The 26,149-nt window shown below is 70.0% G+C and carries 35 protein-coding genes and 1 tRNA gene; 1 reads left to right on the top strand and 35 read right to left on the bottom strand.

Annotation, left to right across the window (positions count from 1 at the left end):
* Positions 1–88 precede the first annotated feature (88 nt).
* Positions 89–247 (bottom strand): SAM-dependent methyltransferase, encoded by a 159-nt coding sequence (locus ACZ3TI_RS05160; protein ID WP_465723534.1) that lies wholly within the window; start codon positions 245–247, stop codon positions 89–91.
* A 286-nt stretch (positions 248–533) separates the two neighbouring features.
* Here ACZ3TI_RS05160 and ACZ3TI_RS05155 point away from each other — a divergent pair.
* A tRNA-Met gene (locus tag ACZ3TI_RS05155) sits at positions 534–610 on the top strand.
* A 128-nt stretch (positions 611–738) separates the two neighbouring features.
* Here the strand turns inward: ACZ3TI_RS05155 and ACZ3TI_RS05150 are convergent.
* The 34 genes from ACZ3TI_RS05150 to ACZ3TI_RS04985 all read right to left on the bottom strand — a co-directional run bounded on the left by ACZ3TI_RS05150 (position 739) and on the right by ACZ3TI_RS04985 (position 26,148).
* Entirely contained in the window at positions 739–1,224 is a 486-nt protein-coding gene (locus ACZ3TI_RS05150; RefSeq protein ID WP_465723532.1) for a hypothetical protein, read from the bottom strand.
* Positions 1,221–1,763: a hypothetical protein gene (locus tag ACZ3TI_RS05145; protein WP_465723530.1), complete on the bottom strand. Its 543-nt coding sequence runs from the start codon at positions 1,761–1,763 to the stop codon at positions 1,221–1,223. Before ACZ3TI_RS05145 ends, ACZ3TI_RS05150 begins: the two co-directional genes overlap by 4 nt.
* Positions 1,764–1,823: 60 nt before the next feature.
* A complete protein-coding gene (locus tag ACZ3TI_RS05140; protein WP_465723528.1) occupies positions 1,824–3,059 on the bottom strand; it encodes a hypothetical protein in 1,236 nt (411 codons plus the stop codon).
* A gap of 65 nt (positions 3,060–3,124) precedes the next feature.
* Complete coding sequence (locus ACZ3TI_RS05135) at positions 3,125–3,829, bottom strand: hypothetical protein (RefSeq protein ID WP_465723526.1); 705 nt, start codon at positions 3,827–3,829, stop codon at positions 3,125–3,127.
* 100 nt (positions 3,830–3,929) lie between these two features.
* A complete protein-coding gene (locus ACZ3TI_RS05130) occupies positions 3,930–4,955 on the bottom strand; it encodes an N-6 DNA methylase (RefSeq protein WP_465723524.1) in 1,026 nt (341 codons plus the stop codon).
* A gap of 20 nt (positions 4,956–4,975) precedes the next feature.
* On the bottom strand, positions 4,976–5,587 hold the full coding sequence (locus ACZ3TI_RS05125) for a hypothetical protein (protein WP_465723522.1): 612 nt from the start codon (positions 5,585–5,587) through the stop codon (positions 4,976–4,978).
* 54 nt (positions 5,588–5,641) lie between these two features.
* Positions 5,642–5,947, bottom strand: coding sequence for a hypothetical protein (locus ACZ3TI_RS05120; RefSeq protein ID WP_465723520.1), 306 nt, complete (start codon positions 5,945–5,947; stop codon positions 5,642–5,644).
* 103 nt (positions 5,948–6,050) lie between these two features.
* Positions 6,051–7,154 carry a PP2C family protein-serine/threonine phosphatase gene (locus tag ACZ3TI_RS05115; RefSeq protein ID WP_465723518.1) on the bottom strand — a complete coding sequence of 368 codons (1,104 nt, stop codon included), beginning with the start codon at positions 7,152–7,154 and terminating at the stop codon, positions 6,051–6,053.
* 74 nt (positions 7,155–7,228) lie between these two features.
* Entirely contained in the window at positions 7,229–7,585 is a 357-nt protein-coding gene (locus tag ACZ3TI_RS05110; protein WP_465723516.1) for a hypothetical protein, read from the bottom strand.
* Positions 7,586–7,607: 22 nt separating this feature from the next.
* Entirely contained in the window at positions 7,608–7,748 is a 141-nt protein-coding gene (locus ACZ3TI_RS05105) for a hypothetical protein (protein ID WP_465723514.1), read from the bottom strand.
* Positions 7,742–8,251, bottom strand: a complete 510-nt coding sequence (locus tag ACZ3TI_RS05100; RefSeq protein WP_465723512.1) for a hypothetical protein — start codon at positions 8,249–8,251, stop codon at positions 7,742–7,744. The genes ACZ3TI_RS05105 and ACZ3TI_RS05100 overlap by 7 nt, the downstream gene beginning before the upstream one ends.
* Entirely contained in the window at positions 8,251–8,661 is a 411-nt protein-coding gene (locus tag ACZ3TI_RS05095; protein WP_465723510.1) for a hypothetical protein, read from the bottom strand. The genes ACZ3TI_RS05100 and ACZ3TI_RS05095 overlap by 1 nt, the downstream gene beginning before the upstream one ends.
* Before the next feature lie 56 nt (positions 8,662–8,717).
* Positions 8,718–9,077 (bottom strand): hypothetical protein, encoded by a 360-nt coding sequence (locus tag ACZ3TI_RS05090; protein ID WP_465723508.1) that lies wholly within the window; start codon positions 9,075–9,077, stop codon positions 8,718–8,720.
* A 62-nt stretch (positions 9,078–9,139) separates the two neighbouring features.
* Positions 9,140–9,511, bottom strand: coding sequence for a hypothetical protein (locus ACZ3TI_RS05085; RefSeq protein ID WP_465723506.1), 372 nt, complete (start codon positions 9,509–9,511; stop codon positions 9,140–9,142).
* 108 nt (positions 9,512–9,619) lie between these two features.
* Positions 9,620–10,228 (bottom strand): hypothetical protein, encoded by a 609-nt coding sequence (locus ACZ3TI_RS05080; protein WP_465723504.1) that lies wholly within the window; start codon positions 10,226–10,228, stop codon positions 9,620–9,622.
* An 82-nt stretch (positions 10,229–10,310) separates the two neighbouring features.
* A complete protein-coding gene (locus tag ACZ3TI_RS05075; protein ID WP_465723503.1) occupies positions 10,311–10,751 on the bottom strand; it encodes a hypothetical protein in 441 nt (146 codons plus the stop codon).
* Between the two features lie 38 nt (positions 10,752–10,789).
* Positions 10,790–11,152 (bottom strand): hypothetical protein, encoded by a 363-nt coding sequence (locus ACZ3TI_RS05070; protein ID WP_465723501.1) that lies wholly within the window; start codon positions 11,150–11,152, stop codon positions 10,790–10,792.
* 20 nt (positions 11,153–11,172) lie between these two features.
* Positions 11,173–11,583 carry a hypothetical protein gene (locus tag ACZ3TI_RS05065; protein WP_465723499.1) on the bottom strand — a complete coding sequence of 137 codons (411 nt, stop codon included), beginning with the start codon at positions 11,581–11,583 and terminating at the stop codon, positions 11,173–11,175.
* Between the two features lie 55 nt (positions 11,584–11,638).
* On the bottom strand, positions 11,639–11,911 hold the full coding sequence (locus ACZ3TI_RS05060) for a hypothetical protein (RefSeq protein ID WP_465723497.1): 273 nt from the start codon (positions 11,909–11,911) through the stop codon (positions 11,639–11,641).
* The gene (locus tag ACZ3TI_RS05055) at positions 11,911–13,416 is read right to left on the bottom strand and encodes a DNA cytosine methyltransferase (protein ID WP_465723495.1); all 1,506 of its coding nucleotides are present in this window, start codon (positions 13,414–13,416) and stop codon (positions 11,911–11,913) included. Before ACZ3TI_RS05055 ends, ACZ3TI_RS05060 begins: the two co-directional genes overlap by 1 nt.
* A gap of 106 nt (positions 13,417–13,522) precedes the next feature.
* Entirely contained in the window at positions 13,523–13,657 is a 135-nt protein-coding gene (locus tag ACZ3TI_RS05050; RefSeq protein ID WP_465723493.1) for a hypothetical protein, read from the bottom strand.
* Complete coding sequence (locus ACZ3TI_RS05045; protein ID WP_465723491.1) at positions 13,654–13,833, bottom strand: hypothetical protein; 180 nt, start codon at positions 13,831–13,833, stop codon at positions 13,654–13,656. The genes ACZ3TI_RS05050 and ACZ3TI_RS05045 overlap by 4 nt, the downstream gene beginning before the upstream one ends.
* Positions 13,826–14,524 (bottom strand): hypothetical protein, encoded by a 699-nt coding sequence (locus ACZ3TI_RS05040; protein WP_465723489.1) that lies wholly within the window; start codon positions 14,522–14,524, stop codon positions 13,826–13,828. The genes ACZ3TI_RS05045 and ACZ3TI_RS05040 overlap by 8 nt, the downstream gene beginning before the upstream one ends.
* A gap of 132 nt (positions 14,525–14,656) precedes the next feature.
* The gene (locus tag ACZ3TI_RS05035; RefSeq protein ID WP_465723487.1) at positions 14,657–15,598 is read right to left on the bottom strand and encodes a hypothetical protein; all 942 of its coding nucleotides are present in this window, start codon (positions 15,596–15,598) and stop codon (positions 14,657–14,659) included.
* Between the two features lie 53 nt (positions 15,599–15,651).
* Positions 15,652–16,782 (bottom strand): PD-(D/E)XK nuclease family protein, encoded by a 1,131-nt coding sequence (locus tag ACZ3TI_RS05030; protein ID WP_465723485.1) that lies wholly within the window; start codon positions 16,780–16,782, stop codon positions 15,652–15,654.
* Between the two features lie 49 nt (positions 16,783–16,831).
* A complete protein-coding gene (locus tag ACZ3TI_RS05025) occupies positions 16,832–17,902 on the bottom strand; it encodes an AAA family ATPase (protein ID WP_465723483.1) in 1,071 nt (356 codons plus the stop codon).
* A gap of 29 nt (positions 17,903–17,931) precedes the next feature.
* Entirely contained in the window at positions 17,932–18,285 is a 354-nt protein-coding gene (locus ACZ3TI_RS05020) for a hypothetical protein (protein ID WP_465723481.1), read from the bottom strand.
* A gap of 284 nt (positions 18,286–18,569) precedes the next feature.
* Positions 18,570–19,181 carry a hypothetical protein gene (locus ACZ3TI_RS05015; protein WP_465723479.1) on the bottom strand — a complete coding sequence of 204 codons (612 nt, stop codon included), beginning with the start codon at positions 19,179–19,181 and terminating at the stop codon, positions 18,570–18,572.
* A gap of 277 nt (positions 19,182–19,458) precedes the next feature.
* Positions 19,459–19,710 (bottom strand): hypothetical protein, encoded by a 252-nt coding sequence (locus tag ACZ3TI_RS05010; RefSeq protein WP_362563770.1) that lies wholly within the window; start codon positions 19,708–19,710, stop codon positions 19,459–19,461.
* Between the two features lie 29 nt (positions 19,711–19,739).
* Positions 19,740–20,783, bottom strand: a complete 1,044-nt coding sequence (locus ACZ3TI_RS05005; RefSeq protein WP_465723477.1) for a peptidoglycan-binding protein — start codon at positions 20,781–20,783, stop codon at positions 19,740–19,742.
* Between the two features lie 67 nt (positions 20,784–20,850).
* A complete protein-coding gene (locus tag ACZ3TI_RS05000) occupies positions 20,851–21,210 on the bottom strand; it encodes a hypothetical protein (protein ID WP_465723475.1) in 360 nt (119 codons plus the stop codon).
* 1,172 nt (positions 21,211–22,382) lie between these two features.
* Positions 22,383–24,125: a hypothetical protein gene (locus tag ACZ3TI_RS04995; protein WP_465723473.1), complete on the bottom strand. Its 1,743-nt coding sequence runs from the start codon at positions 24,123–24,125 to the stop codon at positions 22,383–22,385.
* A 2-nt stretch (positions 24,126–24,127) separates the two neighbouring features.
* Positions 24,128–25,219 (bottom strand): hypothetical protein, encoded by a 1,092-nt coding sequence (locus tag ACZ3TI_RS04990; RefSeq protein ID WP_465723471.1) that lies wholly within the window; start codon positions 25,217–25,219, stop codon positions 24,128–24,130.
* Complete coding sequence (locus ACZ3TI_RS04985) at positions 25,219–26,148, bottom strand: hypothetical protein (RefSeq protein WP_465723469.1); 930 nt, start codon at positions 26,146–26,148, stop codon at positions 25,219–25,221. Before ACZ3TI_RS04985 ends, ACZ3TI_RS04990 begins: the two co-directional genes overlap by 1 nt.
* Between the last annotated feature and the right edge of the window lies 1 nt (position 26,149).

The raw sequence follows: 26,149 nt of genomic DNA, 5'->3' as shown, positions 1-26,149 counted from the left end.
CGGTCCCATGCGCCGGTCGGGCAGGCCAGGATTCCCAGGTGCGTGGTTGCATCCGCCGGTGCCGCAGGCGCTTCACCGGAAGCAGGTGTCACCGCTTCACCGCGACGGCGGCGTAGGCGCTCACCTGGGCGTCGGTGATCTCCTGCTCGGCGCCGTCCGGCCGCCACCTGTGGGTGGGGCAGACCCTGGGGTCGAGGAGGTTCCAGCCGTCGAAGTGGCGCGGCCAGGCCGAGAACGTCCCGGCCAAACCGCGGGTCCGCCGTCGCTTTCAGGCCCTGACCCCGCTACTGCCCGAGGACGTCCGGCGTGACATACTCGCCCGCTGCCATGAAGGGCTTCACCCCCGACTCCCCGCAGCCCTTGAGACCGTCATCAACCAGCTGACGGTCCTGTGCGACGACGAGGACTTCGGCGAGGTGCCGCAGCCCTCGCCGACCCTCGCCGGACAACTCGCTGGGTGAGCCTGCCAGTACCGACCGCGCATGAATCTGGTTTGTGATCACCCGTTTGTGCCGTAGAGTCGGGGTCACCGACGCGGGGTGGAGCAGCTCGGTAGCTCGCTGGGCTCATAACCCAGAGGTCGCAGGTTCAAATCCTGTCCCCGCTACCACGTACGTCGAAGGGGCGGACACACGATGTGTGTCCGCCCCTTCGACGTCCCAACGCGTGAGTCGAAAAGCCGGCTAACGTAGCCAGTTGGTCCCGCAGAGCTCGCGACACTCACCCTGCCCTGCACTCCTACCCAGAGCGCGAAGACTTCGCTGTCGGGCAGCGGTGGTCGGTGTTGGTACGGGCGGTGATCAGCGCGCGCAGTTCGTCGAGGGGTTCGGTCGGGACGGCGCCTCGGGCCGTTCGGGCAGCGAGCCAGGAGGTGACAGCCTCGGCGCAGGCTGCAGTGTCGGCGGCGTGCGGACGGTTGCGCCCCTCGTAGAGGACGACGTAGCGGCCGGCCTGGTCGGTGGGGTCGTCGTAGTGGATGGCGTACCAGGCTTCGTGTTCCTCGGCGGGGTGGGTGATGTCGCCTTGCTCGCTGATCATGATGGTGGTGCCGTCGCCGAGGTCGAGGATGACGGCGATCCCCGCGTTGTGGTCGAGGAGCGTGGGGGTGGTGCCGGCGGCGATGAGGGTGTTCCACAGGAGTTGTCCGGCGGAGGGGGCTTGGCCGGGCGCGGGGGTGATGCCAGCCGCGGTGGTGAGGTGGTGGGCGTAGTCGGGGGCGGTCATGAGGTCCTCGCCGGGGTGAACAGTCGGGTCTGATCGGTGATGGGCTCGCAGGATGCCGGGCAGGGGATGTACTTCCAGGGGCTTCCGTGGGGGTAGCGGTGTTGTTCGAGGTGCCGGTCGGGGTCGTTGGGTGCGCAGCGGACGGGCAGTTGGCCTCGTGATCCGCAGTGCGGGCAGAGGTCGAGCGGGTCGGTGTTGTCGGTGGTGACTGGGTGGGGGTAGGGGCGCGCGGAGTGGTCGACTGACCTTCCGGTCGAGGGGTTGAACAGGAAGTACGGCGAACGTGGGTGGGTCGGGAGGGACCACCAGGGGTAGGTGGGGTCGCTGGTGAGGATGTAGCGGGCGTTGTGGAGGGCGTGGCCTTGGTGGTGGGCCCAGGCGATGAACGCCCAGGCGGTGCCGGTGCGGTGGTGGACGCGGGTGACGTTGCGGGTGAGGGCGCCGGGGATGGCGGGGGCGGCTTGTTCGAGTTCTCGGCGTGTGCGGGCGATGACCACGGCGACGAGGTCGAGGGGCAGGGCGGTGATGTCGATCTCCACGGTGGTGTCCTTGGCGTGGGGTGGGGCCGGGCAGTGTGTGCCTGCCCGGCCCCGTGGCGGTCAGGGGGTGTGTGTGTCGGGGTTCGGCTGGAGGCGCCGGCGGAGGGTGCCTTGGCTGGGGCCGATCAGCGCGGTGAGGTGGGGCCCGTCAGGGTCGCCGGTCCAGGTGATGGCCCGGCCGCGCTGGTCGGTCGTGATGGTGAAGGCGGTGTCGGGGAAGAGCGTGGTGAGGCGCTGGAGCAGTTCGGCGTCGGTGAGGCGGGGGTTGTAGGTGCCGGGGGTTCCGGTGCAGCCGACGTGGCGTCGGCCGTGGCCCCGGGTGGCACGCAGGTGGCTGTAGAAGAGGCGGCCGCTCCAGCTGCACCCGGTGCGGCCGCAGGTCAGCTCCCAGTGGACGTCGCTGCCGGGGTAGGGGTGGAGGGGGATGAACTCGAGTTCTTCCAGGCGGGCGAGTGCGCGGGTTGCGGAGTCGGTGTTGCGCCGGGTGGTGAGGTTGAGGGGCCTTCGGGCCGATTTTGACGGGTAGGGGCTGGCGGCGATCCACTCGGCGATGGCGTCCGCGCAGGCGTCGGTGTCGGCCTCGAAGTCGAGGTCGGACAGGTGGTACACCGTGGCCGGGAACTCGCGGGTCTCGTCGTCGCGGTGGTAGAAGTTGGCTACCCAGCCGGGGTGTTCGGTGAAGGGCTTCGTGATGTGTGAGTAGAGGTCGCTGGCCCAGATGGTCCCGCTCCCGAAGGGGATCGTGAGGACCCAGAAGTTGCCGCCGGTGTACTCGGGGATGGCGGTGATCCCTCGGGCCTGTAGGGCCGTGTAGAGGCGTCGGCCTGCGACGGGGGTCTCGTTGGCGGCGAGCACGCCGCGCAGGAGCCGGTCGATCTCGCTCATGGCTTCGACGTCTTGGTCACCGTCGTTGGCGGCGGGGGTGTGCTTGGGGCGGCGGATGGTCGGCGGGCTGGGCCAGTTGGTGACGTAGGTGGCGATGGCGTCGACCAGTTCCTCGACGGCCTTCGCGCAGTCGCTGCTGTCGTCAAGCGCGCGGTCGTAGACGTTGATCTCCTCTTCGGGGATACCTGCATGCGGGTCGCCGAGATGGTGGATTGCGGACAGGCCATCAATGTGGTTGACGGGGATGTTGATGCGGCCCTGGTGATCAGAGGCCCATATGACGGTGTCGTCGGGCAGCGTGACGGTGAGCCAGCCGTGCTGTCCGGTGAGGTCGTCACCGTCAGCGTGGGCGGTGACCCCACGCTCTTGGAGGCCGGTGCGGACGAGTTCAAGCAGGGTGGGGTCGTTCATGGGTTTCGGGTCCTTCGGTGTCGGGCGCCGGGGCGCTGTGCCGCCCCGGGGCCGGGTGGGTTCGGTCAGGCCGTGCTCTTCGTCGAGGCCTTCGATGTGCTGCTGGCCTTGGTGCTGGTGCGGGCCCGGTTGGGCTTGGCGTCCGTCGCCTTGGAGGTCGTCGTCTTGCGGGCGCGGGCCGGGGCGAGCTTGTTGGCCTGGGCCTTCGTGGCCTTGGCGCTGGTGGTGCGCTTGCGGGTGGGCTTGGCGTCCGGCTCGGCGGCGTCGGGCGCGGTGGTCGGGGTGGTACTGCCGGGGTTGCTGGCGGCGGGGCTCGGGGTGCCGGTGGCGGGGTACTGCTGGTCGGCGGTGTCGGATTCGGGGGCGGGGGTCTGCGGCGGCGTGGGGATGGGCTGGTCGACGTCGGCGTCGTCTTCGTCGAGGTCGAGCCAGGGGCGGTGGCCGACGGCGAGCGGCGGGTGGTCGAAGGCGGGGAAGAGGTCGACGGCGAAGGCGCCAGCGATGGCGGCGAGCGGTTCGGTGACGTCGGTCAGGTACAGGACGGCGTGGTAGTTCGCGCCGCGCTTGAGGGCGGAGCTGTCGCCGCCGGTGATCCAGAGCTGGAGGGTTTGGCCGTGGGTGCGGGTGCGGATTCCGGCTTGGCGTCCGTCAGGTCCCTGGAAGTAGGCGACGGCGTCGGCGGAGCGGTCGGTGTCGAGGCTCCAGTCGGCGCCGAGGAGTTCGGCGGTGGCGGTGGCAATGCGGGACATGTCCGCGGTGTGGATCTTCATCTCTTCTCCAAGAGGTCGGGGAGGGCCGGGGCTGGTGGGCAGACCAGCCCCTTTTGCCTTTTTTCTATGCGCATTTAGGGCATGGGTTCAGTGCCGTTGCTCAGGCGGCCACTTCCTCCCCCTCGGGCGCCGACATCCGGTCCAGGAGCGCGACCATGCGGGCAACGCCCAGGTAGCGGTCACGGTGCTCGATCACCTCGGCGCGCACTCGGGCCGCACGCTGGGCCCCGTCCGGTTCGGCGAGGGTGTCCCCGCACCAGACGAGGACATCGGGTCCCAGGCCCCACAGGGTGGCGTTCACCGCGCAGCAGGCCGCCGCGACCGGGTTGACGTCGTTCACCGACCAGTGGTGGTCGGCAGGGTCTGCGCCGCGTTCGCGCAGCGCCTGGGCGTAGCTGCGCAGCAGGCCGCCGCTGCCGCCCGCCGGGTCGGTGAAGGCCTGCCCCGGTTCGAGGCCGCCGTCCAGCAGCAGGATGCGCGCCATGAGGTCGGCCATCTCGGGAGGGGTGTGGAACTCCGCGTGGGCGTCGCGCTCGACGCGCGAACGGAAGTGGGCCAGCAGGGGGCCGAGGACATCGGCGGCGGAGGCGAGGTGCTGGTCGTCGCTGCCGGTGAGGTCCGCGAGCCGGTAGTCGAGGGCGGTGAGGAGTGCGGCGCGGATGGGCTCTGCGTACTTCTTGGTGACGGTCTCGTCGGTGAGCCATTCGTGGATGGGGCGGGCGACCTCGGCGAGGTCGGGCCGGAAGACCCACCAGCGGGCGAAGGACTCTCGCAGGGCGCCGGTGGTCTGCTCGGCAGTAAGTCCGCGCCACCAGTTGGCCACGATCGGAGCGACGGTGTCGCCCTTGAACGGCCACAGGGCGACGCCTGCGACCACGCCGATGGGGATCTCCATGCGGTGGTCGCCGCGGGCGCGGTACCAGGCGGCAGCGACGGCCTCCCCGAGTTCGTGGGCGGCCTCGTTCGGGCGGCTGGGCATCCGCAGCCGGCCCAGCGGGGCGGGGAACTCGGCGGCTGGCGCGGCGAAGGTGGGGCTCGGCGCCGGGGCGGGAACGGGCAGGGCCCGGGGGTGAAGCTTGAGCGTGGGCTTCGGCTCGGGGGCCTGGGCGAAGATGTCGAGCTGCACGGTCGGGTCTCCTCTTCGGGTCAGCGGTCGGCTTGGCTGACGGTGCGCGCGATGGCCGAGTGGGCGAGCAGGAGGGCGTCGGCGGCGGTGGCGGCGTTGACGGTGATGCTCTCCTGGCAGGCGAGAGCCAGTTCGGGGTCGTGACTGTCGGGGTCCGGCTCGATGGCGAGGATGTTCGGCAGGGGGGAGTCGAATGGCGGGTAGTAGACGGCTCGCCAAGGACGAAGGGGCGCTTCGGGGTCGGCGGCGGGCTCGTCAGCCCACAGGTAGTCGCCGCTGTTGATGAAGTGGCCGTCGCCGCGGTTGCGCAGCACCGTCAGGTGGGTGGTGTTGAGGAGGTAGACCCAGGGGTGGCGCGAGTCCGCCGTCTGCTCGGTGAAGGCGCGGCTTACTGGCTTGGCGCGGGTGTGGCAGTAGCAGGCGCCGGGCAGGCCGCGTTCGGGCAGCGTGAGCCAGCCGGCAGGGTGGTCGAGGATGTAGCGGTCGATGACGGCTGCGACGTCCTCGTGGTGCTGGTTGCGGACGAGGTCGAGCAGGAGGGGCACTCGGGCGGCGGGCTGGCCGAGGATGTCGATGGCGCAGCCGAGGAATCCGCTCGGAGTGGGAAGGGCGAGTATCGAGCCGGTGGGCATCTGGGGCCTCCAGGGGGTGGGCCGGGCCGCCGCGGGGCGGCCCGGCCGGGGCGGTCAGTTGATGAGGTCGGCCACGTGGACGGTGATGAGGTCCATGACCTTGCGGATGTAGCGGCGGTCGCCGTTGGCGGCGAGGGCCTGGCCGAGGGCGTACGGGTAGGCGGCGTACATGGCGAGTTCCTCGTACTGGCCCTGGGTGATGGTGAGCTGGTCGTCGGGGCGCAGGGCCCAGGCGGCGATGGTGGCGTTGGCGATGAGGCGCTGTGAGGCCAGGAGGGCGGGCCCGTGGGCGTGGGCGGCGAGGTTGGTGATGGCCGCGTGGTGGTGGGTGTTGGCGGGGCGGTTGAGGGTGGCCTGCATGGGTGCTCCTTGTGTCAGGGCGGATCACCTCGGCCTTACACCTTTATTTTATACGCATTACGGGTGGGGGTCCACTCGCCTGGCGAGAGATCCGTCCGGTCAACTACCTCCACCGCGAAGCCAGTTCGCCACGGAACTGGACGACGAGTGCCGTCGCATTGTCCACGGCTCCACCGTCTGCACCGGCACTCTCCACGGCATCGCCCACCAGGAGCCCGGCCGCCTCCTGCGGATTGAGCGGCAGGTCGAGGCGGTTCGCCACGCCCTGGCGCTCGGCGTTCTCCAGCGGGTGGTAGACGCCGTCCGAGCAGAGCAGCAGGCGCACGCCGGCGCGAGCCGGGGTCCGCATCCTCCCGATCGGCCCGTCCGCGATCCAGGACAGCGCCCGATTGTGGTCGTTCTCGTCCGGCATCTTTCCCGCGTCGATTCGCTGCTGGGCGACGTTGTGGTCCTTGGTGAGGAGGGTGACCACGCCGTCCGGACCCTGCCGGTAGGCGCGGGCGTCGCCGCACCAGGCGATATCGGTCTCTCCCCACCACGGGTGGTAGGTGGCGACGACGGCAACGGCGCTGGGTGCCCAGTCGGGGCTCCCGTACTCGTCGAGGGTCTGGGTCCGGATCAGGCGTAGGGCGGCCTCAGGGTCGCCGAACTCGGCGGCGGCACGGGCGAGGCGGGGAGCGAGGTCCCGTACGGCGTCGTTGACGGCGCGGTCGTCGCCGATACCGTCGAGGACGGCCCAGGCATGGACGCCGCTCTTGTGGTCGTGGTAGACGGCGAAGGCGTCGTTCTGCTGTCGGCGGGTGCCCTGCAGCTGTGTGGCGCTGATCTCGACGGGGCCGGGGTAGGCGGACGGCACGGTGTCGGCGGCGTCGAGGACGGCCAGGTGCTCGCGGTCCTGGATGAGGTGGATGGTGCCGTCTGGCCGAACGGGGCCCGTGACAATGACGAGGCCGCGCATCTGCGGCGGGTGGCTGCCTCCGGTGAGGTGCCGCCAGGCGGCCTCGGCGTAGCGGTTGACGCTCTGCCGGTAGGGCGAGCCGCTGACGAAGAACGTGGCCCGCTCCCCGAGGCGATGCACGGTGCGGTTCGGGCCGAGGTGGAAGTCGATGATCTCTCGGGGCTCGGTGCCGCCGGTGTAGTCGAGGTTGTCGCAGTCGCCGTCGACGTCGAGGTAGATGCCGAAGGTCTCGCGGATGTCGTCGTTCAAGTGCTGATGCTCCTCATGTCGAAGCGGAACTAGGCCGCCGTGTTGGTTCATCCGTACGGTGCTCGATGGCAGGTTCAGTGCGCGGGGAAGACCGCGAGAATCGCTCGGCGCTGCCCATCGGTCCAAGCCCCCTCGAACCGGGCGTGGTCCAGCTGGATGGCGTCGCTGGGCCATTCCTCCATGCGCGCGGCCTCCAAGCGCGGCTCCGCGCCATCGAGAGCGTCCGTGAAGGGGATCTCGGCCAGCGCCTTCAGCTCTTGGATGGCCCACCGGACGGGGTCCAGTCCGGCCGGGCAGCTGACCGCGCGCCACGTGAGCGGGACGCAGACCGTACGGCGCTCCGGATTGAAGTCGTCGGCCGGCATGAAGGTCTCGCTGCCTAGCTGGATCATGCAGAGGCCCCAGAAGGTCTCGCGGTTGTTGTCGTTCAAGTGGGCTTCCTTGGTCGGGTGTTCACAGTCCGCTGATCGCGTACTGGTGAGCGAGGACGCAGTCTTCGCAGCACAGGTCGTCGAAGATGTAGTCGGTGGGGTCTCCTGGTTCGATCGACATGCGGCACTGGGCGCAGGTCAGGTCGGTGAGGGCGGTCAGCATCCGGCACTCCCTGGGGAAGGGCGGCGGATCCACTCCGGGCCGGGCCGGCGGGAGCGGGGGCTAGTGCGCCACTGGTCGTCGAAGACCTGCGCGTAGGGGTGCAGGATCTGGACGGTTGCGCTGCTTTCGCACAGCAGCGCCATGGTGGCGAGTTCCTCGCCGATGACCCATGCGATGTCCTGGCGTGCGCGGCCTTCGGGCACTGCCACCGAGCCGCCCCAGGGGGAGTGTGCGCGGTAGGCGATCCAGTCGGCGGCCCCGCACTCGATGGACCAGGTGCAGGCCACCAGCACGGTGTCCTCGAACAGGTCGGTGGTACGCCGGGTGCGCCAGTGCCGGGGCCGGAGGTAGGCGGGGCCGCCTTCCTCCGCGGTGGCCGGCAGGCAGGAGTTGGCGTCGGAGATGCAGTAGGAGATGTTGCGCTCGACGGTGACGTCTCCGGAGCCTTCGGCTTCGACCCACCGGTCGACGCTGACCAGGAAGCGGGTGTCGAGGCGGACCATCACGCAGACGCCTCGGCCACCTGGCTGTTCGGTGGGCTGGGGTTCGTCACCTGGCGCAGGTGCCGCAGCAGGGCGAGGGCCGCGATGGCGAGGTCTTCCGGGAGGCTGCCGGGTCGGCGTCCGTTGTCGGGGGCGCCGAGGAGGATGACCGGCCCGTACAGGGTGGTGCCCGACGAGTGCCCCATCAGCTCGATGAGGGCGGTGGCGTACGCGTTGGGCGCGGGCGCGGTCGTGCAGACCACGGTGATCGCCCGTCCGTTGCACAGCTCGTAGGTGATAGTGGACGGTTCGCCGGGTCCGGTGTGCTCGCGTAGTGCGGTGACGAGGTCGTGGCCCGGGAGGGCCAGCAGGGCGGCTGTGCCGACCGGGTCGATGAGCAGGCCGTAGACCTGGGCGGGTTTCGGGTTCATGGGGTCGCCTGTCTGGGGTGGGGCGGGTGGCCGCCGCCGGGCGGCCACCCGCGGGGTCAGGAGGCCGGGGTCTCGGTGAAGTGCGCGATGTAGTTGGCGACCGAGCTGCGCAGCCGCGCGGGGGTGATGTCGCCCCCCATGGCCACGTCGTGGTGGTTGTAGGTGGTGACCTTGGAGTTCTCCGCCTCAGGGAGCGTGGCGTAGTGGCTGAACGGGAAGAAGTTGCGGCTGATCTCGCCTGCGGTCAGCGTCGTGACGACGACGAGGACGCCGTCGTAGACGTCGCGGCGAATGCTCTCGTGGAGGCGCACGGTGATGATCACCGGGCCGGTGCGGGCTATCTGGACGTGGCCTTCGACTGCACCGCCGTCCAGCAGGTCCAGGGCAGTGAGGATGTTGGCGTGATTGACGGGCATGGTGGCTCCCTCGATGGGTTCGGGGTGGGCGGGGCCGCCGGCTGGCGGCCCCCCAGGTGGGGCTAGCGGCGGTGAAGCTCGTGGGCGAGCTGGCCGAGGAGGATGAAGCCGAGCTTCTGTGCGCGCAGGGCGTCGTCGGGCTCGGTCTCGGCCTGGACGGTGATGTCGATGAGGCTTGAGAGGAAGGTGTCCGGCACCTGCTCCAGCCAGTAGTGGTAGCCGAAGCCGTTGCTGGTGGCCTTGCAGGCGGCGCGCGCCGTGCGATCGACCGTGCTGGCCACCCGGTGCGCGCCGTCGCGGTCGAGTCCGTAGGCCGCCTCCAGTGCCTCGCTGAACAGCGGGCCGCTGGCGATCAGGTCCGCCGGGCCGTAGGCGACGATCCAGCCGTCGCGGCGGCTGTAGCCGAGTTCCATCGGGTAGGTCAGCGGGTGCACGAGTTCCTCCTGTTCGGGGGCCTTTCCCCCTCCCTCATGTCTTAATTCTATACGCATTCAGCCCGGGGGTCCAGTTCGATTTCATGATCCTTTTCTCGTTTTCGCAGGTCATGGGCCTGCTGGTGCCGCCTCGGCCGGCTCGGGCCAGGCCACCCCGTCCAGGGCGCGCCGGTGCATCTGCGGCACCTGCACCACCGGCTGTCCCAGCCAGTCCCGCCCCATGTGCGCCATCACCGCCGCGTCCGCCTTGTCGTACCGCCCGGCCCCCTCGCACTCCAGGCCGTACCGGGTGGCCACCGCGTCACGCACCATCCCCTTCGCCACCAGCGAGCGGCCCTTGGCCGGGAAGTCCCGTGCCGGGTTCGCCCGCCCGCAGGCATAGACGATCCGGCAGGACGGCGGCACAACGGCGTACGGGATTGCGCGCTGCCACAGCGCCTGGGTGACGTGCCACCACAGGCCCGCCAGCTCGTGGTGGAACGCCTGCCCGCCGTGCCCGTGCGATGGCCCTTCGACCAGGACCAGGTCGGCCCGGCGCGTGCGCTCCTTGATCTCCCGCAGATGCCAGTCGATCCGGGCATGGCCGCGCAGGGCGGCCTTCGGACGAAGCGCGTCCGCCCAGTCGACACCGGCGATGCCCGTCGAGGTCAGGCTGAGGTCCAGGCCGATCACCAGGGGAATGGGGCCCGGGTCGGTCGGTATCCGTGCGGTGTTCATTGGTCCTTCCGGTTGTCGACTCCGTGCTGCGCCCGGCCCCATCCGGGGCGCAGCACGGGAAATTGGTCGAGGACAGCGGGCTTCACCGCTGTTTCACGCGCTCCAGGTGAGCACCGATGTCGGACATGCCGTACACGAGATCGCGGTGGCCGCCTTCCGCGCAGGGGCGGTGGAGTACGAACGCGTACTGTTCGTCGACACCGCTGAAGTGGAGGCGGTAGCCCGAGACGCCTGGGATGTCGGCGAACGCTGCATCGAGGCCGTCTTGGCCGGTGGGATCCGCCTTCCAGATCAGGTGCTTGGCTGCGGTGATCCCGAAGGCGCTTTGGGCGGCTTCGTCAGCGCGGGCCGCCGCGCGTTCGGCGTAGCTGGGGCTCGTCCGCTGTTCCTCCTTGTGCTTCTCGATGCGTTCGCGGCCGCGTATGGCGGCTTGCGCCTCGGGGCTGATCGGCCCCCGGGGCTTCGCCCGCTTCTCGACAAGCGCGCGGGTCGCGATCTCGGAGAAGGTCGGCTCGTTGGTCACTGTCTGGCTCCTGAAGGGTGGTTGGGGGTCGTGCCGGTTCAGTGGCCGGTGCGCAAGTCGTGGAGGTGCTCGCCGAGGTCGGCCAGGTCGCGGATCGGGTCTTCGTGATCTCCGAGCGGGCACGGGCGAATGAGCGAGAAGACGTTGTCCCCGGCACTCCAGAGCAGGTACCAGCCGGGGGTGTCAGGCAGGTCGGCATGCAGCGTGATACCTGCCCCGATGTCGCGGGTCAGGGTCCACGTAAGGAGTTCGGCGACCTCGGGGCCGAACCGGCTTCGGGTGGCCGTCGTGACGTCGGCGAGTACTCGCTTCAACTTCCGTTTGGCCTCCGTGGACTGGGCGGCGGCCCGTGCATTGAGTGCGGCGGTGGCGAGGTCGGTCAGGCTGTTCGGGGTGGGCATGTGATCGCTGCCTTTCGGTGTCAGGCGATGAGCTGAAGTTGGACGCTGCTGCCCTTGAGGTCGCGGCAGGGGGTGCAGTACTGCTCGCCGCGGGTGTAGTGGGTGTCGATGCCCTGCTGGGTGCCGCAGACATCGCGCGGTCTCAGCGCGCGCGGCAGCTCGCGGTCGTCGGCGTCGTCGAGGGTGGCGACGACTTCGCCGAGGTACCAGATGCGTCCGCCGCAGACGCCGTCGAACTTGCTCGGGCGGGGCCGGACTTGGTAGACGCAGCGGGCGCGGACTGGGCAGGGCCCGCACTTCGGCAGGACGGGCAGGCACAGCTTCACCAGCTCGGTGCGGTCGCTGTAGTCGCCCTCCTTCGGGGAGAAAACCGGGTTGCCGAAGCAGCCGGGGATGAACGACTCGGTGACCGGCAGCGCGGTGTAGACCATGGGGCGGGTCCTTTCGGGGCCTGGCCCGCCGGACGGCGGCGGGCCAGGCGGAAGTTCACGGGCGGGAGCGGCGGTCGAGCGGGCTGCGCCGCTCGGCGAGGAAGCGCGGGATGCGGGTCAGGCGGATCTGCCAGTCCGGCTCCCAGCACATGCAGGGGATCCATGCGTCCCAGTGCAGGCCGCCGAGCCATCCGCCGTCGCCGTGGCAGTGCCGGCAGTGCAGGTCGGGGGTGTCGGTGAGCACCCACGCGGGGACGGGGTCGTCGACCACCTGGAAGCGCAGGCGCAGCAGGAACGGCGTGCGGCGGGGGATGGCCGGGAACGTCATCACAGCACCTCCTGGAGCTGGGCGCCGATCCAGTGGGCGGCGTTGACCGAGACCGCGTTGCCGGCCTGCATGGTCTTCTCCGCGTCGGTGCCGAACATGATGTAGTCGCCGGGAAGGCGCTGGGCGCTGGCCTGTTCGCGCGGCTTGAGCATCCGGAAGTAGCAGTCGTCGATCTCCGGCGCGGCCTGCACGAGGGCAGCGGATGCCCGGGTGGTCATGGTGTGGAAGGGGTGCCCGGCGGTCTTCGCGGCAGCTTTCCGGTACGGGATGACCAGTGTGTTGCGGTGCGGGTCGACGCCGTTGCGGCCGTCGCTGATCAGGCCGTGGTGCCTGCCTTGGGCGGTGATGCCGGACAGCGGCGCGTTGATCGGGGCCGTGGTGGCGTGGTTGCGGAACTCGACGATGAACGGCTCGGGCACGGTGACGAGGGCTTCGCTCTCGCGGGTGGTGCGGGTGCGGAACGGGGCGCCGGGGTCGGCGGCGGTGGTGTTCCACGAGCCTCCGACCGGGACGAGGAGGGCTTCGCCCTGCTTGGTGGACCTGGTCGGCAGAGGCCGGGCGTACGGGTCGAAGCTGCGGGCCGTGCCGTCCTTGCCGTGGGTGAGGCTCAGGGCGCTCGGCTGGTGGGGGAAGCTGTCCAGTCCGGCCTGGATGCGCGCCATGGTGGTGTCCGCCAGCGGCTTGCGGCGGTCGCCGATCCGCGCGCCGAGGTCGCTCCAGTCGATGACCGCGGCCGCCGGGCGGACGTACGGCTCGACGATGGCGTGGCCGCAGCGGGTGTTCGGGCAGCGGTAGTCGTAGCTCGATCCGTACTTCCCTGCCAGCGCGCCCTTGATCCGCCAGCTCTGACGAGCCTTCACGTCGACCGCGCAGTGGAAGCAGAACGCCCACGGGCGAGGTGAGAGCTTTGGCTTGCGGGCGCCCTTGGGGGTGAAGATCACGTAGATCCGGTCGCGCCATTGAGGGGCAGGCAGGTTGGTGTCGTCGCCGATGTGCGCGGAGTTCGCCGACACGATCTGGTGCTGGTAGCCGAGGCTGGCCATCGCCTTGAGCCAGACCTTGAACAGGGCCCAGTCGGTCACGAACTCGGTGACGTTCTCAATCACGATCGCCTTGAACAAGTGCGTCTCGGCAGCGCGCACGACGCACCAGGCGGTGACGCGGGTGCGCTCGAACGCTTCCTTCGGCAGGGACTTGAAACCGTCCTCGTCCTCGGCGAACAGGGCGAGCTGGCTGTCGGGCTGCGGTTCACGGCGGCGCCCGCCGGCGGGGCTGATCTCGGTACAGATCGGCGACGCCCAGAGGATGTCGGCCTTGGGCAGGTACTTCATCCGGATGTCGGAGACGTCGCTGAGCAGGTGGTCGGCGGTGGGGTGGTTCGCGGCGTGGGTGCGCAGCGCGACGCTCCAGTGGTTGACTCCGAGCAACAGCTGTATGCCGGACTCGACGAGGCCGGTGGAGCTGCCGCCGGCGCCGCACAAGAAGTCGATGGCGGTCAGGGACATGTGACTCTTCTCCAAGAGGTCGATGGGGCGGACCGGCGCGCGGGGGCGCGGTTGGTGGTCCGCCGGGGCCCGGCCCCCGGGCGGTTGCCGGGGCCCGGGCGGGTTGCTACTTGCTGTGGCGGGGCCGGTGGCAGCGGGCGCAGAGGCCGTCCCGTCGTTCCCACCGGTAGTGGGCGACCGCGACACCGGCCCACGTGACGATCGCGGCGGCGTTCAGGGCCATGAGTCCGAGGAGGATCACGGCTGCTCCGTGCGCCGGGCCGGGCAGGAGCCGGCGGTGGTGAGCCGGGCGACGGCGAGCAGGATCCCCTGCTCGTCGCCGATGGACCGGGCATAGTCGAGGGCCTCGTTCAGCGTTTGGCGGTCCTCGTCGGTGACCGGGTGCGCGATGACGCAGTGGCAGCGGGCCTCATCCACGAGTGTGGTTCCGGTCCGAGGTGGTGAACTCGGCGTCGGCGACGCCGATTCGCAGGACCATGTCGGCGCGCAGCCAGGTACTGGTGGGCCACTGCTTGCTGGGGTGGGAGTAGATGCGGGCCCAGCCGTTCTCTGCGAGCTCGTCGTGTGCCTTGACGTACTCGGCGACGGCGAGCCGGCGGTCGACGAAGTCCCGGTCGTGCGGGGCGAGGGCGACTCCTTCCGTGGTCGTGGTCTGACGGCGCAGAACCGCGATCGGCTGGGTCGGGCGCCGCTGGGGCAGGAGGTCGCGGGCCCCGAGGTAGGCGTCGACAGCTACAAAGAGCGGAGAGAGCAGTTGGCGCTGCGCCCAGTCCGCGCCGGTGAGGGTGGAGTCGTAGACGACGTCGAAGATCGTGGGGTTGTCGTCGGAGTGGCGGCTGACGTTCCAGCCCTTGACGTCAAGCGGGTCGGTCGGCAGGGCCGTGTCGGTGCCGATCATCAGGACGGTGGTGTCGGGCAGTTCGGCGGTGATGAGCTTCTCGCCGCCGCACATCTCCATGTCGGTGATCAGCCCGCGTCGGCGCAGCGGGGTGACGACGTGGCTGTAGGCGTGGAACACGTGCTTCCATGCCGGGTCGGCGACGAGGTTGTGGTCGGGCAGGGGGGCCAGCTTCATCGACTTCTCCAAGAGGTTGATGGTGAGCATCATCTGGTTGAGTTACCACCTATCTCAGAAGTGAGGGTGGCGGTTCGGACCAGGTGGGTGACCCGGGGTCACCCACCTGGCTTATGTCTTAATTTTACGCGCACTCCTGTTAGTGATCAAGCGCAGGGCAATCCGTCATCGACTCGTTACCGGCCGACGCCCGCCCGTGCGCTTCCGCTTCTCCTGGCTCTGGCGCACCGCCGCCTTCGCAGCCTCCTGCGCCTTGCTGATCGCGTCGGCCCCCTGTTCCGCCTTGCGGCGACGCTCCCCCGCCTCCGCTCGCAGCTCCCGGTGGAACTGCTCGGCCTCCGCCTGGTCGGCCTGCCTGCGGGCGGCATCCCGCCGGGCGCGCTGCGCCCTGGGGCTCGTTCCGCAGGCCCGGCAGTTCGCCGCAGGCTTCTGGTGGCTGGGGCATCCGGCCGCCGGGGCGTCCGGATCCTTGCCGGGGTTGGCGGGGCGGGTCGCCCCTGCGGCGCCAGCCGCGGGGGTAGGGGGATTGAGGAAGGAGTCAGGAAGAACAGAGGAAGGACAGGGTTCCCCCTGCGAAACCTGCTGGGTTTCCCCGGCGGAACCCACTGGTTCCCCCGGGGGAACCTGCCCGTGGTGTTCCTCTGGGTTCCCCCCGGGGAACCCGTCGCCGGGGGCCTCCGCGCGGGCCTTTCGGTCCGCCACGTCGGCGGCCGTCCTGGCCGGCGCGGACGGACGGGCACGGCGCACGCCCGTCCGCGCCAGCGCAGGGTTCTTCGGCGCCGCGTCCTCCGCCGCGTGGCGGGCCCGCAGCTCTTCGGTCGACGGGATGCCCGGCGAGCCGTGGGGAAACACCCGGTACAGCGCGGCCCTCCCCGGGCGGCCCACCTCGACCCGCTCCACGAGCCCCTTCTCCACCAGCTGAGTGACGATGGTCGTGCACCGCTTCTCGCTGACGCCGACGAAGGCGCGCAGCCTGGTCATGCCAGGCCGCGACAGCCGCGTCTCGTCGTCCGCGCTGTCTGCGATCTTCTGCAGCGCGAGCTTCTGGGGCTGGTTGACGACGTCGGGCCCCAGGTAGCTGGCGACGATCATCAGGTGGATGGACACGCTGCGACTTCCCCTCGGCGGTGCTGAATCGTTTCCTCTCGTGCGGGGGCGGGCTACTCGCGGTAGGGGACGATCCGGATGGTCCGCGAGGTCTTCCGCTTGCTTTCGCGCATCGGCACCGGCAGGCCGGCGGCCTTGAGGAGCTTGACCATCTGGTCCTGGTCGGCCTTGAGCGGAACCACCAGCCCGGCCACGTCGAACTGCTCGATCATCGCCGGGAGGTCGGGTTCCTCGACCGTGTTCTCTCCTCCCCACTTGAGGACGTTCGGGCCGTAGCGACCTTCCGGGGAGGCGTCGACCATCTTCCGGACCAGCTTCTTGGTGCGGTCGGCCTGTGCCCACTGCTGGTGCGCGGCGATGTAGTCGATGAGGGCGACCTCGATGTCAGCGTCCGAGTGGATGAGGGTGGTCTGCGCGGGGCGCCCGGGGGCGGGGATGCCCCAGCAGGCGGTGGCGAACGGGCAGAAGTCGCAAACGGCGTCCAGGCCGGGCCCGTTGAAGTCTCGCCGGGCCTCCTCCGGGCTGCTGGTCTCGGCGACGCGCTCAAGCCACCAGCGGGCCTCCTCGGCGCGTGCCGGGTCGTAGTCGATCTCCTGGACGTGCTCGGCGCCGTTGTCGCGGTTGATGAACCGCAGGCGGATCCGCTCGACCGGTACGGGCCCGAGCCGGGCGATGACCCGCTGTCCCTTGCGGTCCTCGAACCCGGCGGTGCGCAGCAGGTCGGCGTAGAGGTGGACTTGGCGCAGTTCGGCGTCGGTGGCGCCGTAGCGCAGGACGTTGTCCCACAGCCATGTGGACTTGGTCTTGATGTCCTCCACCGTGACGGCTTCGGCCGGGATGAGCGGGCGAAGCCGGGAGGGGAGCTTTCGGGCGGTGGGGGCGTCGAGCTGGACGATGTCGATGCTGCCGCGCACCTGGGCGTCGGCGACCTTGCGTTCGACGAGCCAGTTGAACTCCTGCTTGGCGGCGGTGGTCAGCCCGGTGTGCGTGTAGGTGCCGAGGATCGCGGCCGGGCTGTGGACGTGGTCGGTGGGCGGGTGGCCGTGGTGCTTGTAGGCGGCGCGGCGTTCGCAGACGGTGTCGCTGGCGCCGAGTTGGGTCTGCTGGGAGCGTGGCCGGCGCGCGTCGGCCGCGTCAGCGGCGGTCCAGATGGACGGCACACCGGTAAGGGTGGTGACGGACATGGGGGTTCTCTTCTCCAAGAGGTCTGGTGCAGTTGGGCGATCGGCCCGGTCAGGCGGCGGCGAACTCAGCGTCGGCGGACTCCGCGTCCGCGGCGGCCTGTGCGGCGGCACGCAGTTTGTCGGCGTCGCTCTGCGGCTGGTCGTCGAGCTCGCGCGCGGGTTCGGCGAGTTTGGCGACGCGGCGGCGGATCGCGGCGGCCACGGTGTGGGCTTCCTGTTCGCTGAGCCCGGACTTGTCGGGGTGGACCTCGCGCCAGAGTTCCTGGAGTGTCTCCTTCTCCTTCGCGGCCTCGACCTTCGCAAGCCACGGCCGGGTGCGGTCGGCGGTGAGTTCAGGGATGTCCCGGGGCTGGGAGGCGATGGAGCAGCCCATCTTGTTGAAGATCAGGTCCTCGATCGTGAAGTCGGGGAGCTGGAGCGGCCGGCGGGGGTTGACCTGCATGCGCAGGGAGCGGATCTTGACCAGCTCGGGGTCTTCTCCGCGTCGCATCCGTACGCACACCGAGGCGTCGAAGACGAGGTCCTTGTGGCCGACCACCTTCCACTCCTTGCGGCCGGTGATCGGGTTGCCGTTCTCGTCGACCGAGCTGACCTGCTTGCCGCGGGCGAGGATGACGACGATGCCGGGGAAGGTCTTGAGCAGGTGGAGGACGGTGGTCCACCGTTCGACCGCGTCGTTCCACAGGTTCATGGTGATGTCGATGGCGGCATCCGGGTCTTCGGCGAGGATGCGCGAGTTCTTCTTGGTTCGCCGTGCCCGTTCGTGCGTCCACGCGGTGAGCATGCGCCATAGTGCGCTCACCGAGTCGATCGTCAGGACGACCGGCTTCTCCTTCGCGAGCGCAGCTCGCCGGGCCTCGTGGAAGACGGCCTCGATCTGTTCGTAGATGTCCCGGTAGGTGCCGTCGTGTTCGATGATCAGGTACCGAGCGTCTGGCAGGGCCGCGTACTCGTCGGCGGAGCCCTCGTCGAGGTCGATCCAGTACATCTGGCCGATCTTCTCGGAGCCGCTGAACAGGGCGGCTCCATAAGTTTTGCCCGCGCCCTCCTCGCCTTCGATGAGGACGAGCGGCCACGGGACGATGCCGGTGGGCTTCCTGCTTTTGATCTTGGGTGGCACGGGTCTCTCTCCAAGAGGTCGTGTCGGTGTCAGGCCGCGCGCAGGGCGCGCGTTTCGAACAGCGGCTCCCACTCGGGGTGCCGCTCCAGGAGCAGCCGCACGTAGCGGCTACGCCAGTTGTTGTTGAGGCGGAACTCGTCGCCGCGGGTGGCCTGGCCATAGCGGTAGCGCAGGAGCTCGAAGAGCATCCCGATGCTGATGCGCTTCCAGCCGTTGCCGACGCAGTCGGCGGTCCGACGTTCCAGCTCGCGCAGCACCCAGGGGTTGGAGGCATGGAAGGCCTCGAACCGGATCTGGATGGAGGTGTTCGGCTCGTGGTCCGGGTAGACCAGTTGCTCGATGTCCTCCAGTCCCGGCAGATGCGGCTGGGCAGCGTCGGACATGACCATCCCCCCTCAGAAGACAGAAACCTATCGTTAAGTTGCCCCCTATCTTTGCCCTAGGGTGCGCTTTCGATCAAGGCGTATCGCGACAGCCGAGCACAATGCGGCCCGCCGCCGCCGCCCGCGATCACATCCCGAAGGAAGCTTCCGCGACAGTGGGACGGCGGGCCGCGCTCGCCTCGGCCCGCTCGGCGACGAGCAGTTGGCACGACTCTCCATCCGGCGGGACCCTCTCGCCTTATGTCTTTATTCTATACGCTTCCTTACGGTGCGTCCAGCGTCCGTTACCCTTCGGTGATCTTCTTCGCAGCGCGCCCGCGGGGAAGGATCTTCGAGCCGGGACCGTCGTACGCGCCGTTGCGCAACGCCGCCACGACCTCCTCGTCGGGCTGCCAGGCGCGCTCCAGCGGCTTGTGTCGGGCCCGGGCAGCGTCGGCCGGCGCCCACGGCCGGGCGGTCAGGTCTTTGGCCATCAGCTCGGCGGCCTCGAGCACCGTGGACAGCAGCCACAAGTGCGAGCCGGATAGGTGCCAGTCGCCGGGCGGGAACGTGCCGCGCTCCTGGGCCTGCTGCACAAGCGTGCCGTGCTCCAGCCCGAAGATTGCCATGACTTCCTGCTGGCCGACGATCGGCGGCACGGCGGTGATGTCGGAGGCCCACGCCGCTGGCTGCTGCGCCTCAGCGATGGCCTGGAGGGCGCCCTCGTTAAGCACCCTCTTGCGGGTGGTGGTCTCGCCGTAGCCACGCACGAAGCTGAGCAGCCAGTACGGCGAACCGGAGACGATGAGCGCGTGCGCGTAGTCGAGGTTCTTGCGGGTGATCCACTCCGACACCCGCGCCGGGGTCGTGTCGTAGGCCATCCCGAACTCGGTCTTACCCGCCAGAAGCGGCTTCATCACGTCGTGCGCCTTCCCATCGACCTGCCTGATTACGGCTTGATTCTATGCGCGAGGGGAAAGTCTGGGCTCTTGGGCGACACCCTGATAGCCTGATGGCCTCCAAGAGGTCAGGCCCCCCACCGCAAGGTGGGGGGCCTTTCCCGTACCCGGACTGCGCCTGGGACCCCTTTCGGCTCGCCAGGGGAGGGTTACTCGTGGGCGGCGCAGCCCTCGCCCGGTCGGTCCGACGATCGCCAACTGGTCGCTGGCGCACGGCAGCACGGACAGATCGTGGCTACGACGGGAGCTGTGCCTTCGCCGGAGCGTACGCCGGCGGGCGGGCGTAGCCGAGTAGCCAGCCGAACTGCGGGCTGATGTGCTCCTCGGCGAGCCGGAAGATCGCGTAGTAGACGAATACCGCGATCGGCGTCAGGACCCCGGACAGTGCGCCCGCGTCGAGGTCCAGGCCCCAGGAGGAGGCGAGCGCGATGAGCCAGCCGACCAGCGCGGGCACGCCGGTGCGGATCGCGGAGACGTACAGGTTCACAGAACTCCTTGTAGCAGCAGAGGTGTTGGTCACGACCACAGGCGCTTCCACGTCTCGGGGCCGGGGTAGCCGTCGGCGCTGTTGCCGCTCCAGCCCTGCGCGCGCTGGAACGCGGCGCAGTTGCGGCGGTCCGCCTCGCCCCAGGTCGGGCCCGGGCCGACCGAGTACGCGTCGCCGAAGCCCTTGGCGACCAGGCGTTCGCCGAGCTGGCGGACGTAGTCGTTGCTCTGGCCGGGACCGAAGAACTCGGTGCCGGGGAACGGCGGCGGGCCGGACGGGTGGCCGAGCAGGCGGTGCAGCGAGTCCGGGCCGGGGACGCCGTCTGCGGCCGACCCGGTCAGGCCCAGACTGCGCTGGTAGTCGGCGTAGTTGAGGGTGTCCGCGTCGGTCCAGCGAGGCCCGGGCCCGGACTCGTAGTGGCTGGAGAACCCGTTCGCCACCAGGGCATCGCCGACCTGGGTGACCTGGTCGCCATAGGCCCCGTATCCGTAGGTCCGGCCGTCGATCGTGACCTGGTAGCGGGCGGGCTGGACCGCGGGCGGCTCGGGCGGGGGCGTCGCGGTGCCGCCCCCCGGACGGGGCGCGCCGGCCTGCACCCAGCGATACAAGGCATCGCCGGGGCACGAGGTGGCGTACCCGTCCCGGTGGCCCTTGATCTCGCCCCCGGCGCCGTGAGCCTGGAGCAGCTCGATGCCGTCGCGCAGAGCGTTCAGCATGGCGTCGTTCGGCTCGGTCAGACCCTCGCTGCCGACGAGGGCGCACACCGCGTAGTGCGCCCGGTTCAGCGGCTGGGAGCCGTTGGCGCCCGTCCGCTTGCCCAGGCCGCGGCCCTCGAAGAGGTAACCGTGGGGACAGGCGAGGTAGTTGTAGGCGACGTCCGAGTAGTTCTCGGCGGTGTTGCCAAGGTGGCTCGCCCGGATCGCCTTGACCTCCCGGACGCACTGGTTGTGGTCGGTGAGGAGGCCCGGGTCTACGTACGTGCCCTCGTAGTGGATCTTCACGCCCTGGGTCGATGCCTGGTCGGGCGCGGCGGACGCGGGCCAGCCGAGCTGGTCCCGGGTCACGAGCTGCATGCGCGTTCCTGCTTCTCCCCCGCGCCTGCATTGGTGGTGCTGTAGAGCGAGCTGCTGAGCTTGCCGCCTACGGGCTGGTGCCCTTGGACATCAGCCACAGCTGAAGTGCGGCGACGACGATCGGGGCGATGAACGCGCCGATCAGCCACCGCCGGGCGGTCACTGCCTCGGCCTCCGCCGCTTCCCTGGCGCGCACCTCGGAAGCGAGGTCTCGTTCCAGCACGCCGAGCCGCTGGTCCGTCAGCCGCTGGTCTGCAAGGTAGACGTCCTTGGTCACAGCCTGCTCGATCCGGCCGGCCAGGACCTGGAGGTCAGCACGCAGATCGTCCCGGAGCCCGGCGATGCCGTCGCGCTGGTCCTCCCGCATCTGGAGAAGTGCGCGCTGGAGCTCCCAGAGGGTGGGCTCGGAAGTCGGCGGGGTACTCACGGCGTGCTCCAACGTGGCGCCCCCGCGCCGGGAACCATCGTACGGCCTACCACACGGGAGCAGGAATCCGCTGAGGAACCGCCATAACATCGCCCGTACGCATGAAGAGCCGACCGGCAGCCGATGCAGTCCTACTAACGTCGGCGCCATGCAGATCACCGACCAGCTCACGCGCCCCGCCTGGACCACATACAGGGCTTCCGGCTCGGGCAAGACCAGTGCACGGCTGTCGGTTCTGCGTCGGTTCGATGTGAACGACTGGGCGAAGGTGGTCCGCCTCGAAGCGACCGTCCGCTACCGCCGCGTACTTGCCGAGGCGGTCTGGCTCCGTCCGATCGTCCGTTACCGCCGCGCGGTTGCCGAGGCGGAGCGGGCGGCGCAAGAGGTCCTCACCCGAATCGTGCCTGGGATGTGGCTGCGCTGCTCCGCTTGCGGCACGGCACGCGTGGCACGCTCGTGCAAGGTCCGACTCGTGCCCGACATGTGGCTGCACTGCTCCGCTTCCGGCATGGTTCTTATGGCGCGCTCGCGCAAGGCCCGCCTCGGCTCCGGAAGTTCCGCCGGTCCAGCACGGTCCTGCTCGCCGCTGGTCCTGCCGCTGGCGACGACCTGCTGCCCGCAGCGCCGCAGTACCTTCGCCCCCTCTCGGCCCCTACGGCCTGGCCTACCAGGCCCGTGCGGGGTTGCCAGGTATCGATTGGCCGCATAGCGGCTTCTCGCACGGGTCTCCAAACCGACGAACGATTGGAGATCCAAATTGATTCACTTTTTCATCGCCCTTCTCTGCGACGCTCTCACCAGCACCGTCGGCCATATCGCTGCGGAGGCCGTCGGCCAGCGATTGGTGCGTCGTCGAGGCACGTCTCCGCAGACGGTTCTGGTTGTACGGCAACGCTCCCAGCGCGTCTCGCACCTGCACCGTGTGGCCATCCGACGTCAGGCTGCACTCCGGGTCCAGCTGCGTGTTCCGTCAGATGATCGAAGCGCGGAGCAGGATGTTCGCGTGCTCCGTCGGCGCCGGATCGTGAACCGGCGACGTCCTGGCGGGCGTCGCGCATAAGCGGAACCGGTGGGCCCGGCACCTGAGGGTGTCGGGCCCGAACGACCCCGTCGGGTTCCAGACTTCCGAGTTGCTGAACGCTGGGCGGGAGGGAACACAGCCCGCGGTTAGGTCAATCGGTGAACCAGCGGGTGTGCCCGAAGCTGATCCAGCCCCCCAGACCGCCGGTGGCGTTCTTGATCTGGACGCGGCCGTCGGGGTTGATGAACACGTTCGCCCGGGCTGTGGACTCGTTGTCGGCTCGGAACACCTCAATGACGCTCGGACGACAATCCGCATCGTCGATCGTGCCGATCGTCCCACCGTTCGGGAAGTTCCCGGGGATGGCGGCAAGGCCGCGGAGAACGCAGGTGCCGTCCGGCATCTTCCGGTACTGCACGGGCCGCCACCCGAAGTTACCCACCCCGGTGGCGAACGTCAGGTCCTGCCAGTCTCCGACTGACAGCTCACGATCTCCGAAGTCGAAGCTCTGCTGGCGGGTGCCGTCCGCCGACTTCACGTTGATGCTGACGCCGTCGAACAGCTCGGACATGAGCACGGACATCCGTGGTGTGCGCAGAGAGATGTCGTTCTGGTCGGAGGCCGAGCCGATCGTGATCGCAGACGGCGACCCCGAGCCGAACTTCGGTGGCTTGATCACCAGGCTGCCGAGGGTGTTGAGGATGAGCCCGCCGGGTTCGGTCTCGTTCCCAAGTCCTGCGTACATCAACACCGTTGGCCTGTTGCCGAACAGGCCGGGTGCGGGGCTGATCTTGACGCGGGCACCGCTGCGCGCGGTCTGGACGGTGGTCCCGGTGATCTCCATCCCGTCGATCGCACCGGCGCTCAGGGCCGTAGCGGTAACGGCACCGGCGGCGAGCTGTCCGGCCGTGATGGAGTTGACGGCGATCTTGTCGGCGGTGATGGACTGCGCCCGGATCTCCCGCCCTGTGACGGCCCCGGCCGCGATCGTCCCGGCCGTCACCGCGTCCGCAGCCAGCTTGCCTGCGGCAACGGCCGCCGCTGCGAGCTTGTCCGTGGTCACGGCACCGGCCGCGAGCTGTCCCGCGGTCACAGCACCCGCGGTCAGGGCAGCGGTGGTGACCGAACCGGCTGCCAGCTCGGAGGCGGTGACCGATCCGGCGGCGATCTCCCGCGCGGTGATGGCGTCGACGGCGACAGTACCGGTGGTGACCGCGTCCTGAGCGATCTTCCCCGCGGTGACGGCGGCCTGGCCGATCTTGGTTGCGGTGATCGCGGCGTCGGCGATCGCGCGGCCGTCGATCGCGGCCGTAGCGACCTTCGCGGCGGTCACGGCACCGGCCGCGAGCTGGAGTTCACCGACGATCCCGGCGAGGACCTCCTGCGCGACGACCGGCGCGGGCCCTGAGGACACCGTCGCGGACGGTCCCGATGCCTTCCCAGAGGTGGTGCGCGCCACCAGGGCGACCCACACCGGGACGCTGGTGGCGACGGTGACCGTGCCGCCCTGCGGGGTGTCGATGGTGGTGACCAGGGTGGCGGGCGACGGGACGAAGCCGCTGCTGGTTGCGGCGTGTACCTCGATGCGGGCGAGGTCGAGCGGGCTCGGCACACCGGCGACGAACTTCCCGTCCCAGGTGACGCGGACGCCGCCGAGGGTCGGCGTTGCGGTCGGCGCGGACGGGGTGGGCGGGATGGGCCCGTTGACGGCGGTGATGCCGGTGGTGCCGTCGGGCTGCTGCCCGATGATGGCGCGCAGTTTGCCGCCGGAGGTGACGGTCAGCGCGCCGTCGTCGATGCTGCTGTGGGAGAGCCGGGAGGCGCGGGACAGTTCGGGCAGCGCCACCTCCAGGGCGGCTATGCGGGTGGCGAGTTCGTCGAGCGGGTTGGGCATGGTCAGGCTCCGGTGGTGTAGGGGCGGTCGAGGCGCAGCGTGGCGGTTTCGGGCTTGTCGCCTTCGGCGGGGTGCAGCGTCCACGCGGTGATGCGGCACCAGCCATCGAAGTCGGCCCACTGGTCGTGGATGGAGACCTGGACGTCGTCGCCCACCTGCCAGGAGCCGATCGGTGCGGCGGGGTGGTCGACGACGGTGATCTCGTCGACGGTGGCGGGCTGTTGGCGGCGGGCTCGCTCGGTGCGGGCGATCTGGGCGAGGGTGGCGGGGTCGGTGACGGAGGGCCGGTCGAGGACGTGTTCCAGGCGCAGCCGTCCGTCCCGGACCGCGTCGGTGGCGCGGACCTTCGCCGAGCCGTCGCCGGCGCCGAGGGCGATGACGACCTGCGCGTAGTCGTCGGCGCTGCTGGTGACCGGCGTCGGTTCCGCGATGTTGACGCCGGAGGCGAAGTAGAGGTCTTCGCGGCGGGTGCCCAGGCGCGGCCAGGCGACGACGATGCGCCGGCCGGGCCGTTCCCCCTCCCAGGCGACGGCCTCGGTCCACTCCGGGCCGCCGTCCAGCGCGGTGGCGTCCCGGATCACCCCGGAGATCGCAGGCGCCTCCCACTCCTTGGTGGTGTACGGGTGCTCAGCGTTGCCGAGGCGGGCCGGGCAGCCGCCGGGCGGCAGGTCGACGTGCACGCCGAGGTCGCCGTCAGGCTGCTCTTGCAGGTACGCCCACGCGTCGGCGATCACCTTGCACGGGTCGACGCCGGGGTAGGGGCCGCGGCCGCCGAGGTTGCCGTGCAGGTCGAACCGCTTGGTCGGGTAGGAGCTGAACCCTGCTGCCTCGATCGGGAGCTGGTCGCCTTCGGGCTTGGAGTGCCAGATCAGGCCGCCCCACATGAGGCGCTGGTCGCGCTCGGCCCACAGCAGCACCGTGCCAGCTTCGGCCTGGCTGGGCGCGAGGTGCGCCCACCGTGGTTCGAGGACTCCGCGCAGCTGGCCGGGTCCGTTGCGCTCGGGGCCGTAGGAGACGCCGGACAGCGGCAGGTCATGGGCCAGGACCTCGCCGGTGAGGGCGTCGGTGGTGAAGTAGCGGTACGCCGGGGCCATCAGTAGACGCCTTCGACGAAGTCGACGTCGGTGTGCATGGTGGTGTTGCCGTTGACGTCGATGTTGCCGTTCGGCGGGGCGTACCAGCCGGCCTGCACGGTGAGGGTCTGGGTGGTGCCGCGCTGCTCCGCCTTCCACCAGAACGTGTCGACCATGGAGATGTCGACGCGGGACCAGCCGGACACGGCGTCGGTGTCCATCTGCGCTTCGTTGCCGATGACCTCGGCGATGACCTGCCGGAAGCCGGCGAAGATCGCCCCGGAGATGCGTAGGCCGTGGAGGCTGGTGACGACGGAGGCCTGGGTGGCCCAGGTGGGCACGTCGAAGGAGACCCGGGCGCCGGACGGCCAGTTGTCCTGCCACACGCCGACCTGGCCGCCGATCGGCGCGTACCCGAAGCCGCCGATGGTGCGGATGCGGCGCTCTCGCCTGGGGTTGGCGACCTGTCGCAGGTCGGTGATCATCGCGTCGGTGACCGTCTGGCAGTTGGGCGGCAGGGTGATGCGGGCCAGCGGGATCGCGGTCATGCCGGGTGGCGGCGCGCTCTGGTTCGCCGGTATGCCGGGGATGACGTGGAAGTACCCGATGTCCTCCGTCGCCGGATTGCGGGAGCCCTCGTACTCCGGGTCCTCAACGCGCAGGCACACGAGGTCGGTTCGGCCTGTGCCGCCGGTCGGCGCGATCGGCACCAGGTGGTCGCCGCTGTTGTACTGGGTGTAGGAGCCCTGGCCCCAGGTGCCTCCTCGGATGATCGCGGAGCCGTTGCCGACCCGCACTCCGGGGCCGGGGGTCGCGGTGGCGCGGACCTTGAGGTCTCCGCCCTCGGTGATCCCCTGGGAGCCGCGGGAGAGGTCCCGCACCATCATGCGCAGGGCGCGGGCGGGGTGGGTTCCGCCGGTGACCATCAGGGGCGGCTGGATGAGCGTCATC

Source organism: Kitasatospora sp. NPDC023120, assembly GCF_055560835.1.
The sequence above is the reverse complement of the archived record's forward strand: the minus strand, read 5'-3'. Positions and strand labels throughout refer to the sequence as shown.